Source organism: Burkholderia sp. Leaf177 (assembly GCF_001424345.1).
Taxonomy (GTDB): Bacteria; Pseudomonadota; Gammaproteobacteria; order Burkholderiales; family Burkholderiaceae; genus Caballeronia.
The window spans coordinates 48,438-70,210 of record NZ_LMPF01000020.1 but is presented as its reverse complement, the minus strand read 5'-3'; the positions used below and the strand labels follow the sequence as shown (position 1 = coordinate 70,210).

Genomic DNA, 21,773 nt, shown 5'->3' with positions numbered 1-21,773 from the left:
CTTTGGAGAATTCGATGGACGCCAACCCGTTTGCAAAAATGCAGCGACTCGGCCGCGCGCTGATGCTGCCGATTGCGGTGCTACCGGTTGCCGGGCTGCTATTGCGCCTTGGTCAGCCGGATGTCTTCAACATCAAGATGATCGCCGATGCAGGCGACACCATCTTCACCAACCTGCCGCTCTTGTTCGCCATCGGCGTGGCAGTGGGTTTCGCGAAAGACAACAACGGCACGGCCGGTCTGGCTGGCGCCATTGGTTATCTGATTGAAATTGCGGTGATGAAGGACATCAACGACAAGCTCAACATGGGCGTGCTGTCGGGGATCGTTGCGGGTTGCGTGGCCGGGTATCTCTACAACAAGTACAAGGACATCAAGCTGCCCGAGTACCTCGCGTTCTTCGGGGGGAAACGCTTCGTGCCAATTGTCACGGGGGTGGCCTGTCTGGTGCTCGGCATTGTCTTTGGCTACATCTGGACGCCCATTCAAGCGGCGATCGATGCAGCCGGCGGCTGGCTGACGGGCGCGGGCGCAATCGGCGTGTTCGTGTTCGGCGTGCTGAACCGGATCCTCCTGGTCACGGGCCTGCACCACATCCTGAACTCGCTTGCGTGGTTCGTTTTCGGTTCGTACACGCCAACGGGCGGCGGCGCGGCGGTGACGGGCGACTTGCATCGTTTCTTTGCCGGCGATAAAACCGCTGGCGGCTTCATGACGGGCTTCTTCCCGATCATGATGTTCGGCTTGCCGGCAGCGTGTCTGGCCATGTTCCACGAAGCACCGAAGGAACGTCGCGCAGTCGTGGGCGGCCTGCTGTTTTCAATGGCGCTGACCGCGTTCCTGACGGGCGTGACCGAGCCGATCGAATACAGCTTCATGTTCCTCGCGCCGGTTTTGTATGCAATCCACGCAGTGCTCACGGGTTTGTCGCTCGCGATCTGCTCGGCGTTGGGCATTCACCTCGGCTTCACGTTCTCGGCTGGCGCGATCGACTATGTGCTGAACTATGGTCTCTCGCAGCGCGGCTGGCTGGCGATTCCTATTGGCCTCGTCTATGGTCTCGTCTATTACGGCCTGTTCCGCTTCTTCATCCGCAAGTTCAATATGGCGACGCCGGGCCGCGAACCCGCGACGACCGACGCAGAAGTCGCATCGTTCGACAACACGGGTTTCGTTTCGCCGACCGCTGGCGCAACTGTGCCGCGCGCCGTGCGTTACATCGCGGCGTTGGGCGGCGCGTCGAACCTGACGCTCGTCGATGCCTGCACGACGCGTCTGCGTTTGTCCGTGGTCGATTCGGAAAAGGTTTCGGAACCTCAGTTGAAGGCGATTGGTGCACGTGGCGTGTTGAAGCGTGGCGCGACGAACGTGCAGGTGATCATTGGACCGGAAGCCGATCTCATTTCTGATGAAATCCGCACCGAACTCGAACGCTCATCCACGCGCGGCGCGACGCCGGCATCGTCCAAACCCGCTGTTGCCGAAACCGCGCCGCTGGCAGCCGTTCCGGCCGGCGAACAAGGCCCGCTCGATCCGGACCCGGTGCGCTGGCTTGCGGTGTTCGGCGGCGCAACGAACGTTGCTTCCCTTGATGCCGTCGCATCCACGCGCCTGCGTGTGGTCGTGCGCGATCCGTCGTCGGTTGATCGTCAACGCTTGTCGACGCTCGACGTAGCCTGGGTTTCCGCCGATACGTTCCATATTGTCGTAGGCAACTCGGCGCCGCGTTACGCTGCAACGATGGCGAAGCGTCTATCGCCGGGCAACGGAGCGTCGCCGCTGCCGGCATGATGTTTGTTTGATGCTGCTACGCGAACTCATCATCTGCAATGAGTTCGCGATTCATTAAGTTCCTTTAGGTTGCTGTTAAACCTTTTAAGACCCGGCATGGCGAAAGTCATGATCCGGGTCTATTATTTGGTTGGTAAAAAATAAGTTAACCTAAGTATTTATAAATCAGAACCAATTCGGTTTTCGTTTCTCATTAGGTCAATGATTGCTCCCGGAACATTTCGCTTTTGCATAACATCGCTTTAATTAAATAAAGAATCCTAATCAATTTATAAAACGCGAAACTCATTTCTTCGGCATTTCAGTTTCTATGACAGGAGTTGCTCATGAAAAAGTTTGTTATGGGGTTGGTGCTTTTAACGACTGTCTGCGGGGCACATGCGGCTGCTTCATTCTCCGTGCAGTGCACGTATTCGCACACGTTGCCGGATGATCCGATCGTGTACCCAGGCAAGCCGGGAGAGGCGATGGTGCATGATTTCTTCGGTAATCCGGGATCGAATGCGAACGCCACGTATGAGTCGCTTGCGGCCAACAAAGTAACGACGTGCAATGCCAGCGCGGATGTCTCGTCGTATTGGGCGCCACAATTGAAGCGCGCGTCCGGCATCATCGTTCCTTCGTATCAGAAGACCTATTACAAGAACGATCAGGCCGTGGTGCCCGTAACTGCTCCGCCACCAGGGTTGCAAATGCTGGCTGGGGATCACATGGGCACGGCGCCAAACTCGCACGTCAGTTTTCTATGCTCGGGATACGGATATAAATCGACGATGCCAACGAGTTGTCCGCCAAGTACTCCCGGTGGAACTTCACAGCTCAACATCTCAGTGCGGTTTCCGGATTGCTGGGATGGACATTCGCTGAAACCAAATCTCGGAACCAGCCGAACGGAGCGAATGAATAACCTCATGAAGGCCGCGAACGGCAAGCTGAACGTGGGGTATCGAAATAGCGACGGCACGTGTCCCGCAGCGTATCCAGTCAAGATCCCCGAGTTGCAGTTGAATCTGGCTTACGACCTGGGAAGTGATCAGGACCTCTCGACCGCGCAACTTTCGCTTGATCCCGTGTTCCAGAATGGCGAATGGGTGCCGCAATGGGGCAGCATGTACACGGCGCATGGTGACTTCTTCAACGTGTGGCATGTGTCGACCATGAAGTATCTTGTCGATATGTGCTTGAACAAGCCCGAGACTGGGGGAAGCTGCGGTAGCGGCATTCCCACTTATTACTCTGCGGCAAGCGCGGACGTCCAGGTCGACAGCGACGGCACGACTCATCCGGTCGATGCGACCGTGGTTTCAGTACCGGGCAACGCGGTCCTGATCAAGTTCCCGATGCCAACCAACCTAAACGACTACCCCTACGCCAAGTCGTACTTGCAGACATACGGCGGCAACTCCACCGACGGCGAAGCGGTCATGCTGGATCTCTACGCCGCCACCACGACATGGGACGATGGCCCAAACCTGCCGTCTACGGCTGCGTGCAGCACGAGCGAGCGGATCGGCGGAATCTACCTGGACAACGTCAAGCAGGTGCGGATCAACGAAATCTCCGGCTACATTGCCGCACAAAAATCTGCCGGCGCCGCGCAGATCGCACTGTGCATTCGCAACAACACTGGGCGCACCGTCACGTTTTCATCGCGCGAGGGAATGTGGACGCCCGGGCTCTATCTCAAATAAGCAGATAACGAATAAGCGTGAGGCAGGTCAAAGCAGTTCGTACGGTTTCCGTCGAACTGCTGATTTTCTTAACATTAAGCGCTTATCTTCTTAAGCGTTTCTGATTGTCTCGGTAATTATTTTAAAGATATAAATAAAATTACAAATTTAATCCGTGACAATAAGCCGCATCGAATAAATCACAAAATATTCTTTAAATAAATTCGAGCAATTGCACCCTTGAAATCGCGATACCCTTTGCCCGAGGCTCACTAACAGTCTAAACGTAATATCTCAAAAACGTTGAAATCGGGCAAGGTATGAAACAAAATTCGGGGTCGGGGTTTTGCAAGCGCTTAGCAATTTTCCCTGCTCTTCTTTTGTCGGGTTGCGGTGGCCAGATGGATCTTCTCGATCCTAAAGGTAGCATCGGACTGGCTGAGAAGAATCTTATTCTAACGTCCACGTACGCCATGCTGATTGTGGTTGTACCGGTGATTTTTCTTACGCTTTTTTTCGCATGGAAATACAGGGCATCGAATACATCGGCTGAATATTTGCCGAAATGGGCGCACTCGACAAAGATCGAAATCGTGGTCTGGCTGGTTCCGGCTTTAATTATTCTTTATCTCGGAATACTGACTTATAAGAGCACGCATGCGCTCGATCCTTATAAGCCGCTGGTGTCGGAAGTAAAGCCAATTAATGTCGAAGTGGTGGCATTGGACTGGAAATGGCTTTTCATCTATCCGGATCTTGGTATTGCCACGGTCAACCAGATCCATTTTCCAGTTGGCACTCCGGTGAGTTTCAAGATCACGTCGGATTCGGTGATGAACTCGTTTTTCATCCCACAACTGGGTGGCCAGATCTACGCGATGGCGGGCATGCAAACCAGGCTGCATTTGATCGCCGATCACGCAGGCGACTATGCCGGCCTGTCTGCGAACTTCAGCGGCCAGGGTTTCTCGGACATGAAGTTTCGCGCCATCGCGACCACGCCTGAAGAATTTGCAGCCTGGGTGGCGAAGGTGAAGGCATCGCCAAGTCAGCTCGACGGCCCGAACTACGCGGCGGTTGCCTCGCCGACCGAAAAGCATCCGGTCCAGTACTTCTCGAAGGTCGACGCAAATCTGTTTCAGACCATCGTCGCGAAATACAACAACGGGCATGCTCGCAACATACCCGACCCCATCTGCCGTACGAAGGGATAAGCCATGTTTGGAAATTTGCTGGGAAAACTAACGCTGGCGGACATACCGTTCGACCAGCCCATCGTCATGGGCGCGGCAGCGTTCATGGTGCTCATTGTGGTGGCCGTGGTCGCTGGGCTGACGTGGTTCAAGAAGTGGGGCTATTTGTGGAGCGAATGGCTGACATCTGTCGATCATAAAAAAATCGGCGTGATGTACATCGTGGTCGCCGTGCTGATGCTGCTGCGCGGTTTTGTCGATGCCCTCATGATGCGCGGTCAGCTCGCGCTTGCGTATAACGGGCCGGGATTCCTGCCTCCCGAGCATTACAACCAGATCTTCACCGCGCATGGCGTCATCATGATTTTCTTCATGGCGATGGCGTTCATGATCGGCCTGATGAACATTGTCGTGCCACTGCAGATTGGCGCACGGGACGTTGCGTTCCCGTTCATCAACTCGCTCAGTTTCTGGATGACGGCAGTTGCAGCGATTCTGATCAACGTCTCGCTGGTGATCGGCGACTTTGCACAAACGGGTTGGCTCGCGTATCCGCCTTTGTCGGAACTGGAGTTCAGTCCAGGAGTGGGGGTCGACTATTACTTATGGAGCCTGCAGCTGTCCGGCATAGGGACGTTACTTACGGCCGTCAACTTCTTCGTCACGATCGTCAAGATGCGTGCGCCTGGCATGACGTACATGAAAATGCCGGTGTTCACGTGGACGTCGCTGTGCTCGAACGTGCTGATCCTTGCCACGTTCCCGATCCTGACGGCAACGCTTGCATTGCTCGCGCTCGACCGTTACCTCGGCATGCACTTCTTTACGAACGATGGCGGCGGCAATGCCATGCTGTATCTGAACCTGATCTGGGCGTGGGGGCATCCGGAGGTATACATCCTCGTGCTGCCTGCATTCGGCATCTATTCGGAAGTCATCTCCACGTTCGCCAAAAAACCGCTGTTCGGCTACAAGACCATGGTCTACGCCACGTGCTCGATCATGGTGTTGTCTTTGCTCGTCTGGCTGCATCACTTTTTCACGATGGGTTCCGGCGCGAACGTAAATGCGTTCTTCGGGATCATGACCATGATCATCGCCATTCCGACTGGCGTGAAGATCTTCAACTGGCTGTTCACCATCTATAAGGGACGGCTCGAGTTTTCGTCGCCCGTGCTGTGGACGATCGGCTTCATGGTGACGTTTACTATCGGCGGCATGACCGGCGTGTTGCTGGCCGTGCCGGGCGCGGACTTCGTGCTGCACAACAGCTTGTTCCTGATCGCTCACTTCCATAACGCGATTATCGGTGGCGTGGTGTTCGGCTATCTGGCCGGTTTCACCTACTGGTTCCCGAAGGCGTTCGGTTTCAAGCTGAACGAAACGCTCGGCAAGTGCGCGTTCTGGTGCTGGCTTATCGGGTTCTGGACCGCGTTCATGCCGCTTTATGTACTCGGTTTCATGGGCGCAACCCGCCGTATGAATCACTACGACACCCCCGGCTGGCAGCCTTACATGGTCGTTGCGCTGATTGGCGCCCTGATCATTCTGGTTGGCGTGCTGTGTCAGGTGGCGCAGGTCGTTGTGAGCGTCGTGAAGCGCAACACACCCGAGTACAAGGACGTCACTGGCGATCCGTGGAATGGCCGTACGCTCGAATGGGCAACCAGCTCGCCGCCACCGGTTTATAACTTCGCGGTCTTGCCGGTGGTGCATGAGCTCGACGCCTTCGCTCACATGAAGGAACGAGGCCGCACGCGCCTCGCCCGCGAGGATTACCGCGATATTCACATGCCGCGCAACACCAGCGCCGGTCTTGTGATTGCGCTGTTCAGCCTGGCAATTGGATTTGCGCTTGTCTGGCACATCTGGTGGCTCGCGATTGCCGGATTGCTGGGCGTGATCGTCACGCTGATCATTCGCAGCTACGACAATGACATCGACTACACCATTCCTGCTGCAACTGTGGCCGGAATGGATGGCCCGCCGGCGCCAACACGCTCGCGCGACCTGCAGGAGGCACTGTAATGCTGACTAAAACCATTTCACACGATATGCCGGAGTCGCACGACGACCACGGCTCATCGAATACGGTCCTCGGGTTCTGGGTGTACCTGATGACCGACTGCATCATCTTTGCGTCGCTGTTCGCCGTGTTCGCCGTCATGGGTAACCAGTTCGCAGGAGGCCCTTCAGGCAAGGACGTGTTCGAACTGCCTGGCGTCATGCTGGAAACCGGCATTCTGCTGCTGAGCAGCATCACGTTTGGTTTCGGCATGCTCGCCGCGTACAAGGGCAAGAAGACCTCGCTGCTCAGCTGGCTTGGCGTCACGTTCTTGTTGGGTGCAGCGTTTATCGGGCTGGAAATTCATGAGTTCCATCTGCTGCTCCAGCAAGGCTATGGTCCAGGAACCAGCGCGTTCTTGTCGGCGTTCTTCACGCTGGTGGGAACACACGGCTTGCACGTCACGGCCGGTCTGATCTGGATGGTAGTGCTGGCGGTGCAGGTTATCGGCAACAAGAAAATCACCCAACGCGATCTGACGCGCCTGGCGTGCCTGAGCCTCTTCTGGCACTTCCTCGACGTTGTCTGGATTTGCGTTTTCACCTTTGTTTATCTGACGAGCGTCGTATAAATGGCACACGCACATTCAATCGATACCGGCGCGAGTCACGGCAGCGTGCGCTCGTATGTCATTGGCTTTGTTCTGTCGGTCGTGCTTACGGCCGCGGCGTTCGGTCTGGTCATGCAAAAGGCCATGGGTCCAACGGAAACAATCGTCGCGATCGCGGTACTCGCGTTCATCCAGATCCTTGTGCATCTGGTGTTCTTCCTGCACATGAACACGTCGTCATCGCAGCGATGGAACGTCGTCGCGTTCGGATTCACCATCCTGGTGGCGGTGATCGTGATTGGCGGGACGTTGTGGGTCATGCATAACGTTGGCCACCACATGATGTCGCGCTAAGTTTTTAGCGGTGGCAAATGCATGAGAACGGCGCTCGGAGGTCACTCTCCGGGCGCTTTTCTTTAGCTCGAAGGGAAAAGCGAAGCCGTGCCGCGAGAAAACTCCGGACGAAAAAAAGCCCGCTGTCCTTCGACAGCAGGCAATTTCCAACTGTTCTACCTACGCTTTAAGCGTATTCGTGTAAGGCCGAACGCATCTTCTTCATAGCGCTGGCTTCAATTTGACGAATCCGCTCAGCCGATACACCAAACTCATCGGCGAGTTCATGCAGCGTCTTGCCGCCCGAGCCGTCGTCTTCCACTTCCAGCCAGCGCGCCTGAACGATCCTGCGGCTGCGTTCATCGAGCGATTCGAGCGCGGTCGACAACCCCTCGCTCTGCAACTTGTCGAACTGACGCGATGCCAGTACGTTAGTCGGCTCGTTATGCGAATCCGCCAGATATGCGATCGGCGCGTACGACTCTTCGCCGTCGTCAATCTGACCTTCCAGCGCAATATCGCCGCCGGAAAGACGCGTTTCCATTTCCGAGACTTCTTCGCGCTTCACATTCAGCTCTTTCGCAAGGCTATCGACCTCGCCCGGCGTGAACGCGTTGTGCCCCGTCTTATGGCTGCGCAGGTTGAAGAACAGCTTGCGCTGCGCCTTCGTGGTCGCAACCTTCACCGTGCGCCAGTTGCGCAGAATGTATTCATGAATCTCGGCCTTGATCCAGTGCATGGCGTACGAAACGAGCCGTACGTTTTGCTCCGGGTCGAAACGCTTTACAGCCTTCATCAAGCCGATGTTGCCTTCCTGGATCAAGTCTGCATGCGGCAGGCCGTAGCCCAGATAATTCCGCGCAATGGAAACGACCAGGCGCAAGTGCGACAATACGAGCTGACGGGCAGCATCGAGGTTGTCGTTCTCGCGAAATTCAGTGGCGTACTGACGTTCTTCCGACGGCGTAAGCATCGGAATCCGGTTGACAGCCGAAATGTAGGCGTCGATGTTGCCGATCTGACCAGTCAACATGGACGACTGCGCGAACGTGAGCGCACCTGCCGAAGCGGCCTTGGCCGACGCCGAGTGTCCAGTAATCGGAAGGGTTATCGCATTGGTCACGCTTGTCTGCTCCTTATCAACAAAAAACCCGATGAAAACCGGGTCTAGCCACGATATTAGCACTCTGGTATTCCGAGTGCTAAAGATTAGAGGGGTGAAATGCATGGGAGTTCCCCAAAAGCTATTAGAACGGATGCTCCAATAGCCTGTACGTGCTTCCCCGAACTATTTCGTTTGATTTCGCAAGGAGAAACGAGTTCCTTGTCAATTTTACCGAAAGAAATTCGCAAGCTTTTGCACGATTTACCTCCTGAATCCCCGATCGACGAAACTTAATTCCGTATTTCCAACATTCCGCAGAACTGTTCTGAGCTTTTTTTTAAGACCGTCTCTAAAATGGCGACGGTGCCGCCTTCGCGGTGAGTGAGTTCCGAGAAACCAGCTCCGGAGTAGTTCATGCAGAAGAACAAAAGTGTTTGGCAAAAACGCTCTTTTTATGGCGCCTTGCTGGGGGCTCTTGCCTTGGTTTCAGCTAGCGCCAAAGCTGACCAGTTCGGTGTGCAGGTCGCTGGTGGGGTCGCCGATCACGATGTCCGCAAAGCGGATGTCGGCGTTGTCTGGGACCCGAACTTGACGTGGTGGGAAATTGGCGGGTTCCATTTCACGGTCGTCGGCGAGGCGCACGTCGCTTACTGGGACATTCGCGAAAGCAATGCAGCGCATCCGAACATCTGGGAATTTGGCCTGACGCCAGTATTTCGTTTTATCAAGAGTTCTGGCTGGTTCCGGCCGTATGTGGAAGCGGGCGTTGGCGTACGGCTCTTGTCGCACGTGCGGGAAACGCAGGACCGGACGTTTTCGTCGTCGTTCCAGTTCGCCGATATGGTCGGCGTCGGCGCGCAGTTCGGCGCACGCCAGAACTACCAGGCTGGCTTCCGGTTTCAGCATTTATCCAACGCCGGTATCGAACACCCGAATCCTGGTATAAATTTCAGCCAGATATATTTGCAGTACAACTTCTGACGGGAACCGCGTCCATCGGTTCCTCGCGCGTGAGAGGAACCGATCGATGCCGGCACAACCCACCGATACGCCCACTGAGGCAATTCGCGAACTCGAGCGCGGCCGTTTTCGCGCGATGGTCGACGGCGACGGCGAAGTGCTCGACGCGCTTCTGGCCGACAACGCCAGCTATGTCCACACCAATGGCAAGCGTGAGTCGAAGCGACAGTTTATCGATGCAATCACGGCCGGACGCCGGCGCTATCGGCAAATCGAGATCCAGACGCAGGATCTCATGCCGGGCGGCCAGGACACGTGGATTGTGCATGGGCGCGCGCTGATCGAGATGGAATCGAAAAACGGTGCGCTGCTGTTTCCGATTGCGTACACGGCTGTTCATCTTCATGTCGATGGCCAATACAAGCTGATTGCGATGCAGGCGACGCGCGTGGCGCTGGATTAGCGCCGGTTCGATGCCGTTAGATTTGGCACCTGGGAGCCGGTGGCCGAACCGAAACGCTTTATGAGCGCTGGACGCCATGCCGGTCCTTTACGTCGCCTGCTACGTCTTTAGGTAAGCGTTCAAGCCGCGACCGCTTCGTCTTCCACTGCCTTTTGTCCCGTCCAGCGCGCGCGATTCACTGCGCTGATAATCGCGTCGCTAATTGCCTGCACCGCGTTCGCGTGTACGGCGACGCCGTAACGCGCGGCCTGATCGCCAATCCGGCAACCGATAAAAACCGCCGTCTCTCCCTTCGCCGTTACTGCCGTTTCGAACGACGTCACATCGATGGTCGCGCGTGCCACTTCAGCCAGTGCAACAGCAACGGCCTGCGCGTGTGCTTCGTTGGCGGTCTTCGAAACCGGCAGGGTCACACGACGATCGTTGAAGTGAATTGCCGATGCATCGGCGCGTGACGCCGGGCCTTTCGCATCGAAGTATTCGCGCTTGAAGAGGGCGCAAATGGCTTCGCCGGAAACTTCCTCACCGGAAGAGTCGGCGACTTTCTGGACGGCATGGCTGAATTCGATCTGCACGCGGCGCGGCGGCGTGAAGCCCAGGCCGCGTTCGAGGAGATAAGTCGCGCCGCCTTTGCCCGACTGGCTGTTCACGCGGATCACAGCGTCGTAGCTGCGGCCGAGATCGGCGGGATCGATCGGCAGATATGGCACATCCCAAACCGTACCGTCTACGCGTTGCGCAAAACCCTTGCGGATCGCGTCCTGATGCGAGCCGGAAAACGCTGTAAAAACAAGATCGCCGGCATACGGATGACGCGGATGCACGGGAATCTGGTTGCATCGTTCAACAACGCGGCGCACGCCGTCGATATCCGAAAAATCGAGGCCCGGATCGACGCCTTGCGTGTACAGGTTCATCGCGAGCGTGACAAGGTCCACGTTGCCGGTGCGCTCGCCGTTGCCGAAAAGACAACCTTCCACGCGATCCGCGCCGGCCAGAATCGCGAGTTCCGCAGCGGCGACGGCGGTGCCGCGATCGTTATGCGGATGCACGGAAAGCACGATGCTGTCGCGATAACCCATGTTGCGGTCCATCCATTCGACCTGATCGGCGAAGACGTTGGGCATGGCTGCTTCGACTGTCGCGGGCAAATTCACGATCATCTTGTGAACGGGCGTGGGCCGCCACATTTGCGCGACGGCGTCGCAGACTTCGCGGGAGAACGAAAGCTCGGTCATGCTGAACGTTTCCGGCGAATACTGATAAGTCCAGTGCGTGCCAGGCCGCGCCGCGGCGCATTCCTTGATGATGCGCGTGCCTTCCACCGCGAGCGCCTTGGTTTCGTCCTTCGTCATCCCGAAGACGATCTTCCTGAACGACGGACAAATCGCGTTATACAAATGCACGATCACGCGCGGCGCGCCTTCCACGGCCTCGAACGTCCTTTCGATGAGATCCCGGCGCGACTGCACGAGCACTTCGATGGTGACGCCGTCGGGAATGCGATTTTCAGTGATCAGCTTGCGCACGAAGTCGAAATCCGTTTGCGATGCCGACGGAAAACCCACTTCGATCTCCTTGAAACCCACCGCCACCAGCATTTCGAAGAATTCAAGTTTGGCGTCGATGCTCATCGGGTCGATCAGCGCCTGATTGCCATCGCGAAGATCGGTGCTCATCCAGATGGGCGCGCGCTCGATAACGCGATTCGGCCATTGGCGGCCTTTGAGCGTGACTTGAGGGAAAGGGCGGTATTTCTCGGAAGGGTTGCGCATCATCATCGTGGGCCTCGGCTGAACGCGTTGTACGCGTGAAAGCGCAGTCGTTGCGAGGCGGACGAGTGGCCGGCGGCTTGCCGGCATCGGTCCAATGCGCGCTGCCTGGGTTCGCGTGTTGCCGGGGCGTGGATAACGCCGGTGACAAACGTGAACGATGCATATGCAGCGTGCATGTGATCCTCGCGTTTTTCGTGACCGTGGATGAACGGACGAAAGCAGACGACTACGGGTGTAAAAGGGAACTGCGAAAGGGGCGATACGGGAACTGCGGGAGGGACCGGGCGTTGGGAACGCACGGCGCCACGTTTAGCGACTTACGCTAGACGTAGCGATAGGGGCCGCGCTAGGCGACCCAGAGTAATTCGAAGGGAGGAGAATTGGGCAAAGCTCATTCGTGCACATTAGCCGACGGCGCGCGGGTTTGTCAACCGTCTTGCCTTCTGACAATTTCCGTAATCAGCTCGGCCTGACGTGCGAGCGCTGCAGGAACGGGCGCTTCGCCACGTAGAACGGTTTCTATCCAGCGCGCGGTCGTGGCCGCGTCAAGGGCTTCGGGCAACGGCACGGCGGGCGCTTCCGGCGACGAGCGTTCGGGAGACAACAGCGTTTCTGCATGGCCGTCGTGGAACCAGTCGACTTGAACCTGGCGGCGTGTATCGGCGACGGCTTCGCCTTCCGTGCCTCGGGCGAGCAGCGCGCCGCCGGCGGCGGCATCGGGATGTTCGGTGAAAAGTCCCGTCAGGCTTTCCCTGTATTCCGGATGGGTGTAATTCACAAGCCGCAAACCCGGCTGCGCGAACGGTTGAAGAATCTTGACGAGCGTGTGAGTGGAATTTCGCACGCCCATGATCCGGCGAATCGCCAGCAAGCGTGCGAGTTTCGGCGCTAGCACGGCAACTGGCGCAAAGGCGAGACGCCGCGAGGCAAGGTTGTCTTCGATTTCATCGTGGGAAGCCGATGCCTTGATGCCCAGTTCGGCGAAGATCGCGGCGCTGGTCACGCGGCCGGGATCTTCGGTGACGCCGTGCACGAGCACCGGTACACCTTCACGCGCGATCAGCAACGCCAGCAGCGGCGTGAGGTTAGGTTGCTTGCGTGCGCCGTTGTAGCTCGGAATAGATACGGGACGCGCGTTATCGCGGCCATTCTGAATATGCAGCGGCTCGAAAGAGCGATGCGCGGCGGCGAGCATCGCGGCAAGTTCGGCCGACGTTTCCCCCTTCACACGATACGCAAGTAGAACCGCGCCGAGTTCGAGATCGGAGACGCGGTTGTCGAGCATCGCTTCGTAGAGCGCGTACGTGTCCTCGCGGGTGAGCGCGCGGGCTCCGTTCGGCCCGCGGCCGATTTCCTTGATGAAACGGGCGCAGGGGAATGCAGCAGAGTCGGTCATCGAATAGTCCGAGCGGTCGTCTCGCACAAGCGTCAGTCTTCACTTAGTTGTGCACGATCAGCCGCTTCAATTGTGAAATGCGGGAACACATTCAGTACCGCATTTGCGGCGGGCTGGCAAGCGAAGCAGGCGACCAAGCTATCAAAATCCACCGCGGGCCGCCTTTTGAGCTCAACGTATGCCGTCAGAAAAACGGTGTGCTCGACTGAGGCAAAGGCGCATTGGTCTGGCAGGCGAAATAGGTGTACCGAGTTTTACTTCAATATCAGTTCAGCTATGACAGCCACAATGAAAAACAGGATCGCATTAGCTTGAACGATCGCATCTCAAAATTAATCATTTGACCAGTGATAATTTTTGACAAAAATATCATTCCAATCGTTGATTCGATTCGTTAATCTCTTCGAACGGGCAACTGATATTTGCAAGCAGCGTTTATCAGGAAGCACTCGGTCGTTGCGAAAATCGATTTGAGCGCTGATAAAAATGAGAACTGGAGCATCTCTTAAACATATGGAAAGCCAGACATACACAGGCATGTGCAGAGGCACTCTTGGAGAATTGGTACAAGGTCCGTATTTAGACGGCGGAAGGCTTAATATTGCGATCGTCTCTCTTCCGATTGAACAGTATACTTGGGTTCACTTTACTCGGAATGTTGACGAAACAGATGATAGAGAGTTATGCGCAAAGAGCAAATCATTGAAAGCTCTACGCAACTATTTGAATTTATATGATTTACCCGCGCCACGCGGGAGCTGGCGCTTTCGCAGCGAGCTAGAATGCGGAAAAGGGATGGCTAGTTCTACCGCAGATATCATTGCCACGATACGCTGTCTCGACGCGGTATTTGGTAAATCAACACCAGTTAGCCAGATTTGCGAGATTCTTAAAGATATCGAGCGTTCTGACAGCGTCTTCCTGGATTCGCTAGCGCTTTATTTGAGCGGTGAGCAGAAAGTCGTGCATCAATTTGTCAATGTAATCACTTTATACGTTTGCTACATCGACGAGGGGGGAGTAGTTGATACGGAGAAATCAACTAGAAAGCTGCTAGACCACTATGATCGAAATTTGGCTCGCTATTCTACAAATATGGAGCACGCCATTGAGGCAATCGGCAACGAGGACTATCAGCGTATCTGCGATTGCGCAACGAAGAGTGCTGAGCTTTCGCAAACGGTTTTTCCCAAGAAGAATTTCGAAAAATTTATTAATAACAAAGAGCGATTTGGTTCTGATGGAATGATCGTGGCGCATACCGGCAGCATGCTTGGATTTCTGTTTATAAAAAAACCGTCGATTATGCTGATGGCAGATCTATCGAATTTTTTCTTCGAGATTGGATACGCCTGTAAGTTTATAAAAGCGGGATCATCATATTAAACCCATCGAGATGTTTTTTTGGAGGAGTCGTGTTTAACCATATCGCAGATGCAGTCAAGAGCCCGATGCTAATCAAGCTGCGAGACAATCTCTCTTTCGCTCGGTTCGAGGTCCTCAAGGTCTACTCCACACTCACCGCGATTGAGCAACTGCTTGGTTCCGGGACCATTCAGCCGGGTTATACGCTGCTGGACAGTTCAAGTGGCATCTACGCGTACTCCCTCGCACTCGCGTGCCATCGCTACGGTATGAAGTGCCGTATTATCGCGTCCAGAACGGTAGACAAGGCGCTGCTGGTCCAACTCCAAATTCTTGGCGCCGAAGTGGAGCAGGTTCAGTCTGGCGGTAATCTTAAGATGGATCAGAGCCGACGCGTCGAACGGATTAAGGAAATACTGGCGTCGGAATCCGATGTGTACTGGATGCGGCAGTATCATGACACTATTCACTACAACGGCTATCAACCCATCGCTAAACAAATCGTCCGGGAACTTGGAGGCGAGGCGGTCACGATTGTCGGCGGTGTCGGTTCCGGATGCTCGACCGGAGGAGTCGCCCGAAGCTTGCGCGAAGCCGGTTATCCGGCTGAACTAATCGGTGTGCAGCCATTCGGCAGCGTTACATTTGCCAGCGAGAAAATCGATGATCCCGGCATCATCATCGCGGGAATCGGCAGTGCGATTCCGTTCGAAAACGTCAAGCACGCGCTCTACGATCAGATTCATTGGGTCTCTTTTCAATACGGGATGTCCGCAACAGTGGCGCTCCTTAAACGCCATGCAATCTTCGCAGGATTGTCATCGGGCTGCGGCTATCTAGTCGCCTCTGCCGAATCCCTCAAGCACCCTGACAGGCAGTACATCGTTATTGGCGCAGACACCGGGCATCGCTACGTTGACGATGTGTACAGCCGTCACGCCGAGGCGCTGAACATCGATGCGCTGGCGCCCTCCGAAATCACAACAGCGTCCGAAATATCGTTCCCGTGGTCCTTTGCACGCTGGAACCGGCGAGAGCTATCGCAATTCAATTGAGCTACTTATGACAATCATCGCGCTCGAGGCGCTTACCTTTGGTTTGAACCGTCTGGCCGATGCCGCCAGAAGCCGCTCGGAAGAATTAATCCTGCTGACGCGCGACCGCAGCGTCTACGCGTACGAACTGAGCCGGCAGGGTGACGTGAAGGTCGTTGACGTGGATACGTTCGACCCCGCTGCGCTCAAAAAGGCGATCGTGCATTTGGCTGGCGCACGCGGCTTGATCAATTCGACGGATACCTGGAGCGTGTTGTCGCTCGATCTGTTCGATCATTTCGGTTTCCCGGGGCAGCCGGCCGACTCGATCAGGTTGGTACGCGACAAGTTTTCGTTACGCAACGTGTTGCACGACAACGGTCTGTCTTCGGCGCGCGCAGTCAGGATTGACCCGCGCGCGACCATTGGGCATGAGGTCGTCTATCCGGTCATTGTCAAAGATCTCGCGGGGACTGGTAGCCAAAATGTATGGCTCGCCCGAAATGCCGCCGAACTTGACGACGTGTTGGGTCAGGCGCGCAACGCAAATCTGCGCGGCGGCGCGCTGACGATGGAACCGTATTTTGCCGGAACATTGTTCAGCGTCGAAGCGTTGACTTGGGAGGGCGAGACCAAGGTTCTGGCGGTTTCCAGCCGCATCATGTCTCACGAGCCCGATTTCCGTGAGGAGGCGGTATCGCTCCCGGTTCATCTGCCGCCCGAGTTGCACGAGTCAGTTTCCGGGTGGATCGATTTGGTTCTTCGAACGGTCGGATACACGCGGGGGTTTTCCCATACCGAATTCATGTTCACGAAGAACGGTTTCGAAGTCATCGAGATCAACCCGCGGCTTGGCGGCGGCCAGATTGGCGAAGCGCTTTGTGATATTTACGGTAAGAACGTTTATGAAGCGTTTATCGACATGGCGCTCGGCCAGCGGCCGCAATTGCTTGACGAAAAATTGAACTCGCGCAAAGGCGTGGCAATGTCACTCGTGTACGCGCAATCGAAAGGCTATTACGACGATGTCACTGGAACTCACGCGCTACAAGCTTATCCTGGCGATCCGGTACTGTTCCCCACCGCTGCACGTGGCAAGCTGATAGATAGCCTCGCTGATCAGCGCGCGTGTGTCGGCTTTCTCATGGCTTCCGGGCAAACATCAGAGATCGCGCTACAAAACGTGCTTGCAGCCCAAAACAGGCTGCAAGTCCGAGTGTCACCCGAGAGGATTTGACTATGTCGAAGCCACATATTCTGATTCTCGGGGGCTGGACGGAACTCGTTGAGAAGGCCTTGGGTCTCGGCATGGACGTTTCGTACCTCGGGTCGACCAAAGGCACGTCCTATTTCGACGCCGATCTGCTGAAAGACTGTGCGTACGCCTGCGATGCAAACATTGAGCGGATCGGACTTTGCCTGGCGCAGGCTAAGTCTATTCATCGCGCTCTTCCGCTCACCGCGGTGGTTTCCTTTAGCGAGTTGGGACTTGAAACTGCGGCCGTTATCGCCGACAACCTGCGAATCAGCGGGCTTGATCTCGATGCCGTTCTGAACACGCGCTACAAGGACACAATGCGCGCGAAACTCAGCGATTATCCCGACTTGCAGCTTCCGTGGAAACGCGTGCGCTCCGAGGAGGATTTGAAACATTTCTTCGATCAACACGGTCCTGGAATTATCGTCAAACCGATCAATGGCGCCGCAAGTCAAGGCGTGCATCAGATTCGTAGTGCCGAGGAACTGGAGCGCTATGTGAAATCGGGCGGACAATATGGCGGCGACGGCATTCTTGCGGAGATGCTGATCGACAGCGACAAGCTTTACAGCATCGAATCGCTCTCTGTAGATGGTCGTCACGACATCATCACGATGTCGCTGTCGAAACTGGTCGGTTATCCGTATTCGCTGGTCAGCCACACGGTGGTTCCGCCTTACGGAGTCGAGCCGGAAGAGACGTTGCGTATCGCCAACTTGACCCGGACCTTTTTGTCCGCGATCGACCTCAAGAACGGTGTCGCTCACACTGAAGTGAAAGTCGGGAGCGACGCTCGGCCATTCCTTATCGAATCCCAGACGCGGGTGGGAGGCGACCGCATCTGGAAGATGGCCGAACTCACGAGCGGTGTACATCAAATCGATATGGCGCTCGATAATCTGGTCGGCAGGCCCGTCGATTCGGCCAACGCGCAAAAACTCGGAGTGGCGGGCTTCTTTTGTTTCTTGCCGCCGGCCGGGGTTGTCAAGGCAGTTTGCGACCCAGGCTTCTTGAAGATAGACGACGCCGTCATTGAATATGAGTTCAACGTCGAGGCCGGCGATCTGCTTATAGACATCTTGGACAACACTCAGCGCAAGGGCTATGTGTGTGCGCGCGCGCTGTCGCACGACGATCTGTTCGAGCACGTCGCTCGCATCTATAAAAATATCTGGATTGAGTATGAAGATGGTTCGTTCTGGCGCCCGTCGTTTGCGTGAACTGCAGGACAGCACGAGGATATTGCTATTTTGTTCGTTCCTGATTCCATTCGGAAGTTTTCTCGTGTTGCCTTTCGTTCCAGTCATGCTGTCGAACATCGGCGGCACCGACATGCGCATAGTCGGCTGGATCCTGGCGGTCGCCTCGTTGATCCAATTTGGCGGTGGACTGGTCGGTGGCATGGTGGCGGATCGGATCGGCCTGAAAAAAGCGATGATCCTGGGGCTGCTGACCAGATCGCTGGGATTTGGACTTATCGTCCTGTCGACGCAATACCTTTGGCTTTTAATCCCCTCGGTGCTGACGATCGCGGCTGGCGCAGCGATCTATCTGCCTGCCAACAAAGCCTATTTGATCAAAGGCCTTGCCGACGAACAGCGCGCCATCTTTCTGTCGTTCTCCAATTCCGCCTTCAATGCGGGGATGGGACTGGGACCACTCGTTGGCAGCTTTTTTATTATGAGTAACCGGGGCCTGTTGTTCAGTGTCACGTTCGGCATCTTCGTACTGGCAACAATCTTGCATATCCGCGTGTTGGCAAGCGATCGGATATCAGGCACCACCGGTGCTTACGTATCGCCAACGCGGATGGAGTTCGGTCGAGCTTCCAAAATGACGGCGCCGTTATTGTTCAATTTCATGGCGTTCTATTGCTACTTTTACTTTCAGAATTACATCGGCCCTTATGTCGTTGAAAATCATCCGCCGGAGATGCTCGGGGCCATCCTGCTGCTGAACTCGATGCTTGTCATTTTCGTTCAGCCGCTCGTTGCGAAACGGATCGAACGAAGTTCGTACGGCGCGATTCTCAGCCTGTCGTTTCTGGCGGTTGCCGTGGGTGCGGTCTTCCTGTCGATCGGCAGTGCCGCCAGCCTGCTGCTCGGAGTTGTGTTCTTCACGATGATGGAAATCTCAGTCTTTCTCAAGAACGACCTCGTCTTCGTGGCCGCCCTGTCCGAGAGTCCTGCTACAGCGTTCGGCCTGCAGCGCCTGTCTGGTGGATTGGGCGCGTTCGTTAGCAGCGCGGCTGGCGGAATGCTGTTCGCTCGCGCAGCCAGCAATGCGGAAGGATCGACGGGAGATTTTTGGCTTTGGTTATCTGTTCAATGTGCGGTTCTACTCTTCGCATCCGTTCTGTATTGGGTGAGTCAAAGCCGCTATCGTTCGCCGGCGGTTTAAGCAGAACGGGGGCCACTGGGTTCGCTGTTCTCGATGCATTACCGGACGTATAGAGAGTCCTGCAGTCGTCTGAAATCTGCAGCCAACTTATGCTAACGAAGCCGGATTCGGCGCAGACGCGAAACCGGATCGACGCCATCAGCACGCACCGTGTTGTTGCACCAGACTGCCATTTCGTACAACGTGGATGTCGAAGTCCCGGATGCATTGAGTTTGTCTTTCTTTCGTCACGCCTGTCGGCCGCGCTAAAAATCGCAAAAACCGCATGCGGCCAACTTTGGCGGCTGTCGTCAGATTTTTTTGATGCCGTTCTGTTCTACCCGTGCTTCTGCGTCGCTCCCGGGACCCTATGCCATTCGGCTGAGTCGCGACGGCAAACCGCGCACGTTAAACTTGAGCCCTTGGTCGAGCCTTATCTAACTGGAGAAAGCGCAATGAGTCATGTATTTGCTGTGGCGCCCGTGGTTGCGGTGCCTGTCGCCGGTTCCAACGACGAATTCCCCGTTCGCCGGATCTATTGCGTCGGCCGGAATTACGAGGCGCACGCGCGCGAAATGGGTCACGATCCGGATCGCGAGCCGCCGTTCTTTTTCTCCAAGCCCGCGGACGCCGTGCTGTACGTCGCGCCTGGCGCGACGGGCGAATTCCCGTATCCGTCGCAATCGAAAAATGTGCATTTCGAGATGGAACTGGTCGCGGCCATCGGCAAACAAGGCAAAGACATTCCCGCCGATCAAGCCCTCGATTACGTCTACGGCTACGCGCTTGGTCTGGATATGACCCGCCGCGACTTGCAGGCCGAAGCGAAGAAGCTCGGCCGTCCGTGGGACACGGCGAAGGGCTTCGATCATTCCGCGCCGCTCGGCCCTGTTCATCCTGTGGCAAAGGTCGGGCATCTGGAAAAAAGCGCGATCTGGCTCAGCGTCAATGGCGAGGAAAAGCAGCGCTCGGACATCTCGCAACTGATCTGGTCGGTGAGCGAGACGATCGCGTATTTGTCGACGCTGTTCGAACTGTTCCCCGGCGATCTGATTTTTACCGGCACGCCTGAAGGCGTCGGGGCGATTCAAAAGGGCGATCTGATGAAAGGCGGCGTTGATGGAATCGGCGAGTTCGCCGTGCGCGTGGTCTGACTACAAAACGGAGGGGACCGATGAAGCTCTACAGCTATTTTCGGAGTTCGGCTGCGTATCGCGTGCGCATTGCGCTGAATCTCAAAGGGCTTGGTTACGACTATGCGCCGGTTCACCTTCTGCGCGATGGCGGGGAGCAATTGAAGCCTGAGTATCGAGAGTTGAATCCGGACGGCATCGTGCCAACGCTCGTGGATGGCGACGACGTACTAACGCAGTCAATTGCGATCATCGAATATCTGGAAGAGACGCATCCGAAGCCAACGCTGCTGCCGGGGAGCGCGCTGGATCGTGCGTTCATCCGTTCGGTCGCGCTGCAGGTGGCTTGCGAGATTCATCCTATCGACAATTTGCGCGTGCTCAAGTATCTGAAGCACACGCTCAAAGTCGGTGAGGAAGCGAAAGATACGTGGTACAGGCATTGGCTGGAATCGGGCTTCAGTTCGCTGGAAAAGCGTCTGACGAACGATCCGCGCGTCGGCGCGCTGTGTTTCGGCAATACGCCCACGCTTTCCGATTTGTGCCTCGTGCCGCAAGTGTTCAACGCGCGGCGCTTCAATCTCGATATGAGCCGGTATCCGACAATCGAACGTATCGCCGATCACGCCGGGCAAATCGATGCGTTCGCGCGCGCTGCGCCTGGGCAACAACCGGACGCGGAATGACGACAGCAGTTTTTTTATCCGGCGCCGGGCTTGGCGCAAGCTTGATTATCGCGATTGGTGCTCAGAACGCGTTTGTGTTGCGGCAGGGTTTGAAGCGGCGACATGTGGGATTAGTCGTCGCCATCTGCGCGTTGATCGATGTGATGCTGATTGGGTTGGGCATCGGCGGAATGGGAGCGTTGATAGCCCGCGCGCCGGTTCTGCTGGACGTGATTCGCTGGGCCGGCGCGGTGTTCTTGTTCCTGTACGGCGTGCGGGCTTTTCACGCGGCATGGAAAGGGCCGGGGCACTTGCAGGCGGAGAATGGTGAGTCGCAGACGGCGTTAAAAGCGGCATCGACCGTGCTCGCCTTGTCGCTGCTCAACCCGCACGTTTATCTGGACACGGTCGTATTGCTCGGAGGCATTGGCGCGCGATACGGCTGGCCCGGGAACGCATGGTTCGCGGCCGGGGCAATGTGTTCATCGATTATCTGGTTCACCGTGCTCGGATTCGGGGCGCGGTTGCTGCGGCCGTTGTTCGAGAAAGATGTCTCGTGGCGCGTGCTGGATGTGATCGTGGGCGTGGTGATGTGGTGGATTGCCGGAATGTTGATCTTTTCCCGGTGAAGCGTGACTT

Annotated in this window: 19 protein-coding genes; 16 read left to right on the top strand and 3 right to left on the bottom strand. The window is 56.2% G+C overall.

The window, feature by feature from the left end:
• Positions 1-14 precede the first annotated feature (14 nt).
• The 6 genes from nagE (at position 15) to cyoD (ending at position 7,622) form a co-directional block, all read left to right on the top strand.
• Positions 15-1,790, top strand: a complete 1,776-nt coding sequence (gene nagE, locus ASG35_RS13905; RefSeq protein ID WP_056358017.1) for an N-acetylglucosamine-specific PTS transporter subunit IIBC — start codon at positions 15-17, stop codon at positions 1,788-1,790.
• A 326-nt stretch (positions 1,791-2,116) separates the two neighbouring features.
• Entirely contained in the window at positions 2,117-3,481 is a 1,365-nt protein-coding gene (locus ASG35_RS13900) for a DUF1996 domain-containing protein (RefSeq protein WP_056358014.1), read from the top strand.
• A gap of 299 nt (positions 3,482-3,780) precedes the next feature.
• Positions 3,781-4,674, top strand: coding sequence for a ubiquinol oxidase subunit II (gene cyoA / locus ASG35_RS13895; RefSeq protein WP_056358011.1), 894 nt, complete (start codon positions 3,781-3,783; stop codon positions 4,672-4,674).
• 15 nt (positions 4,675-4,689) lie between these two features.
• Positions 4,690-6,681 (top strand): cytochrome o ubiquinol oxidase subunit I, encoded by a 1,992-nt coding sequence (gene cyoB / locus ASG35_RS13890; RefSeq protein WP_056358824.1) that lies wholly within the window; start codon positions 4,690-4,692, stop codon positions 6,679-6,681.
• The gene (gene cyoC / locus ASG35_RS13885) at positions 6,681-7,289 is read left to right on the top strand and encodes a cytochrome o ubiquinol oxidase subunit III (protein WP_056358009.1); all 609 of its coding nucleotides are present in this window, start codon (positions 6,681-6,683) and stop codon (positions 7,287-7,289) included. Before cyoB ends, cyoC begins: the two co-directional genes overlap by 1 nt.
• Positions 7,290-7,622 carry a cytochrome o ubiquinol oxidase subunit IV gene (gene cyoD, locus ASG35_RS13880; RefSeq protein ID WP_056358006.1) on the top strand — a complete coding sequence of 111 codons (333 nt, stop codon included), beginning with the start codon at positions 7,290-7,292 and terminating at the stop codon, positions 7,620-7,622.
• 166 nt (positions 7,623-7,788) lie between these two features.
• Here cyoD and rpoH read toward each other — a convergent pair whose 3' ends face one another.
• A complete protein-coding gene (gene rpoH / locus ASG35_RS13875; protein ID WP_056358003.1) occupies positions 7,789-8,724 on the bottom strand; it encodes an RNA polymerase sigma factor RpoH in 936 nt (311 codons plus the stop codon).
• A gap of 396 nt (positions 8,725-9,120) precedes the next feature.
• On the opposite strand from rpoH, the gene ASG35_RS13870 reads away from it, so the two are divergent.
• Together ASG35_RS13870 and ASG35_RS13865 are read left to right on the top strand one after the other, a co-directional pair.
• Entirely contained in the window at positions 9,121-9,687 is a 567-nt protein-coding gene (locus tag ASG35_RS13870) for an acyloxyacyl hydrolase (protein WP_056357999.1), read from the top strand.
• 46 nt (positions 9,688-9,733) lie between these two features.
• Complete coding sequence (locus tag ASG35_RS13865; protein WP_056357997.1) at positions 9,734-10,129, top strand: nuclear transport factor 2 family protein; 396 nt, start codon at positions 9,734-9,736, stop codon at positions 10,127-10,129.
• A gap of 119 nt (positions 10,130-10,248) precedes the next feature.
• Here the strand turns inward: ASG35_RS13865 and leuA are convergent, their stop codons facing one another.
• Positions 10,249-11,907 carry a 2-isopropylmalate synthase gene (leuA, locus tag ASG35_RS13860; RefSeq protein ID WP_056358821.1) on the bottom strand — a complete coding sequence of 553 codons (1,659 nt, stop codon included), beginning with the start codon at positions 11,905-11,907 and terminating at the stop codon, positions 10,249-10,251.
• Positions 11,908-12,331: 424 nt separating this feature from the next.
• Complete coding sequence (gene ybiB / locus ASG35_RS13855; RefSeq protein ID WP_056357993.1) at positions 12,332-13,300, bottom strand: DNA-binding protein YbiB; 969 nt, start codon at positions 13,298-13,300, stop codon at positions 12,332-12,334.
• A 513-nt stretch (positions 13,301-13,813) separates the two neighbouring features.
• Here ybiB and ASG35_RS13850 point away from each other — a divergent pair.
• From ASG35_RS13850 to ASG35_RS13815, 8 genes are all read left to right on the top strand, one after another.
• Entirely contained in the window at positions 13,814-14,686 is an 873-nt protein-coding gene (locus tag ASG35_RS13850) for a GHMP family kinase ATP-binding protein (RefSeq protein ID WP_156393164.1), read from the top strand.
• A 29-nt stretch (positions 14,687-14,715) separates the two neighbouring features.
• A complete protein-coding gene (locus tag ASG35_RS13845; protein WP_156393162.1) occupies positions 14,716-15,720 on the top strand; it encodes a pyridoxal-phosphate dependent enzyme in 1,005 nt (334 codons plus the stop codon).
• Positions 15,721-15,727: 7 nt separating this feature from the next.
• Positions 15,728-16,936 (top strand): ATP-grasp domain-containing protein, encoded by a 1,209-nt coding sequence (locus ASG35_RS13840; RefSeq protein ID WP_056357984.1) that lies wholly within the window; start codon positions 15,728-15,730, stop codon positions 16,934-16,936.
• Positions 16,828-18,177, top strand: coding sequence for an ATP-grasp domain-containing protein (locus tag ASG35_RS31370; protein WP_156393161.1), 1,350 nt, complete (start codon positions 16,828-16,830; stop codon positions 18,175-18,177). Before ASG35_RS13840 ends, ASG35_RS31370 begins: the two co-directional genes overlap by 109 nt.
• On the top strand, positions 18,140-19,357 hold the full coding sequence (locus tag ASG35_RS13830; protein ID WP_056357978.1) for an MFS transporter: 1,218 nt from the start codon (positions 18,140-18,142) through the stop codon (positions 19,355-19,357). The genes ASG35_RS31370 and ASG35_RS13830 overlap by 38 nt, the downstream gene beginning before the upstream one ends.
• 434 nt (positions 19,358-19,791) lie before the next feature.
• Positions 19,792-20,490 carry a fumarylacetoacetate hydrolase family protein gene (locus ASG35_RS13825; RefSeq protein WP_056357975.1) on the top strand — a complete coding sequence of 233 codons (699 nt, stop codon included), beginning with the start codon at positions 19,792-19,794 and terminating at the stop codon, positions 20,488-20,490.
• Positions 20,491-20,510: 20 nt separating this feature from the next.
• Entirely contained in the window at positions 20,511-21,155 is a 645-nt protein-coding gene (gene maiA / locus ASG35_RS13820) for a maleylacetoacetate isomerase (RefSeq protein WP_056357972.1), read from the top strand.
• Positions 21,152-21,763, top strand: coding sequence for a LysE/ArgO family amino acid transporter (locus ASG35_RS13815; RefSeq protein ID WP_056357969.1), 612 nt, complete (start codon positions 21,152-21,154; stop codon positions 21,761-21,763). Before maiA ends, ASG35_RS13815 begins: the two co-directional genes overlap by 4 nt.
• The last annotated feature ends 10 nt before the right edge of the window (positions 21,764-21,773 follow it).

What these genes read in the sequence shown, in the direction of transcription:
- nagE (WP_056358017.1), top strand. Translation starts at nt 15, where the DNA reads ATGGACGCCAACCCGTTTGCAAAAATGCAGCGACTCGGCCGCGCGCTG.
- ASG35_RS13900 (WP_056358014.1), top strand. Translation starts at nt 2,117, where the DNA reads ATGAAAAAGTTTGTTATGGGGTTGGTGCTTTTAACGACTGTCTGCGGG.
- cyoA (WP_056358011.1), top strand. Translation starts at nt 3,781, where the DNA reads ATGAAACAAAATTCGGGGTCGGGGTTTTGCAAGCGCTTAGCAATTTTC.
- cyoC (WP_056358009.1), top strand. Translation starts at nt 6,681, where the DNA reads ATGCTGACTAAAACCATTTCACACGATATGCCGGAGTCGCACGACGAC.
- cyoD (WP_056358006.1), top strand. Translation starts at nt 7,290, where the DNA reads ATGGCACACGCACATTCAATCGATACCGGCGCGAGTCACGGCAGCGTG.
- ASG35_RS13870 (WP_056357999.1), top strand. Translation starts at nt 9,121, where the DNA reads ATGCAGAAGAACAAAAGTGTTTGGCAAAAACGCTCTTTTTATGGCGCC.
- ASG35_RS13865 (WP_056357997.1), top strand. Translation starts at nt 9,734, where the DNA reads ATGCCGGCACAACCCACCGATACGCCCACTGAGGCAATTCGCGAACTC.
- leuA (WP_056358821.1), bottom strand. Translation starts at nt 11,907, where the DNA reads ATGATGCGCAACCCTTCCGAGAAATACCGCCCTTTCCCTCAAGTCACG.
- ybiB (WP_056357993.1), bottom strand. Translation starts at nt 13,300, where the DNA reads ATGACCGACTCTGCTGCATTCCCCTGCGCCCGTTTCATCAAGGAAATC.
- ASG35_RS13850 (WP_156393164.1), top strand. Translation starts at nt 13,814, where the DNA reads ATGGAAAGCCAGACATACACAGGCATGTGCAGAGGCACTCTTGGAGAA.
- ASG35_RS13840 (WP_056357984.1), top strand. Translation starts at nt 15,728, where the DNA reads ATGACAATCATCGCGCTCGAGGCGCTTACCTTTGGTTTGAACCGTCTG.
- ASG35_RS13830 (WP_056357978.1), top strand. Translation starts at nt 18,140, where the DNA reads ATGAAGATGGTTCGTTCTGGCGCCCGTCGTTTGCGTGAACTGCAGGAC.
- ASG35_RS13825 (WP_056357975.1), top strand. Translation starts at nt 19,792, where the DNA reads ATGAGTCATGTATTTGCTGTGGCGCCCGTGGTTGCGGTGCCTGTCGCC.
- maiA (WP_056357972.1), top strand. Translation starts at nt 20,511, where the DNA reads ATGAAGCTCTACAGCTATTTTCGGAGTTCGGCTGCGTATCGCGTGCGC.
- ASG35_RS13815 (WP_056357969.1), top strand. Translation starts at nt 21,152, where the DNA reads ATGACGACAGCAGTTTTTTTATCCGGCGCCGGGCTTGGCGCAAGCTTG.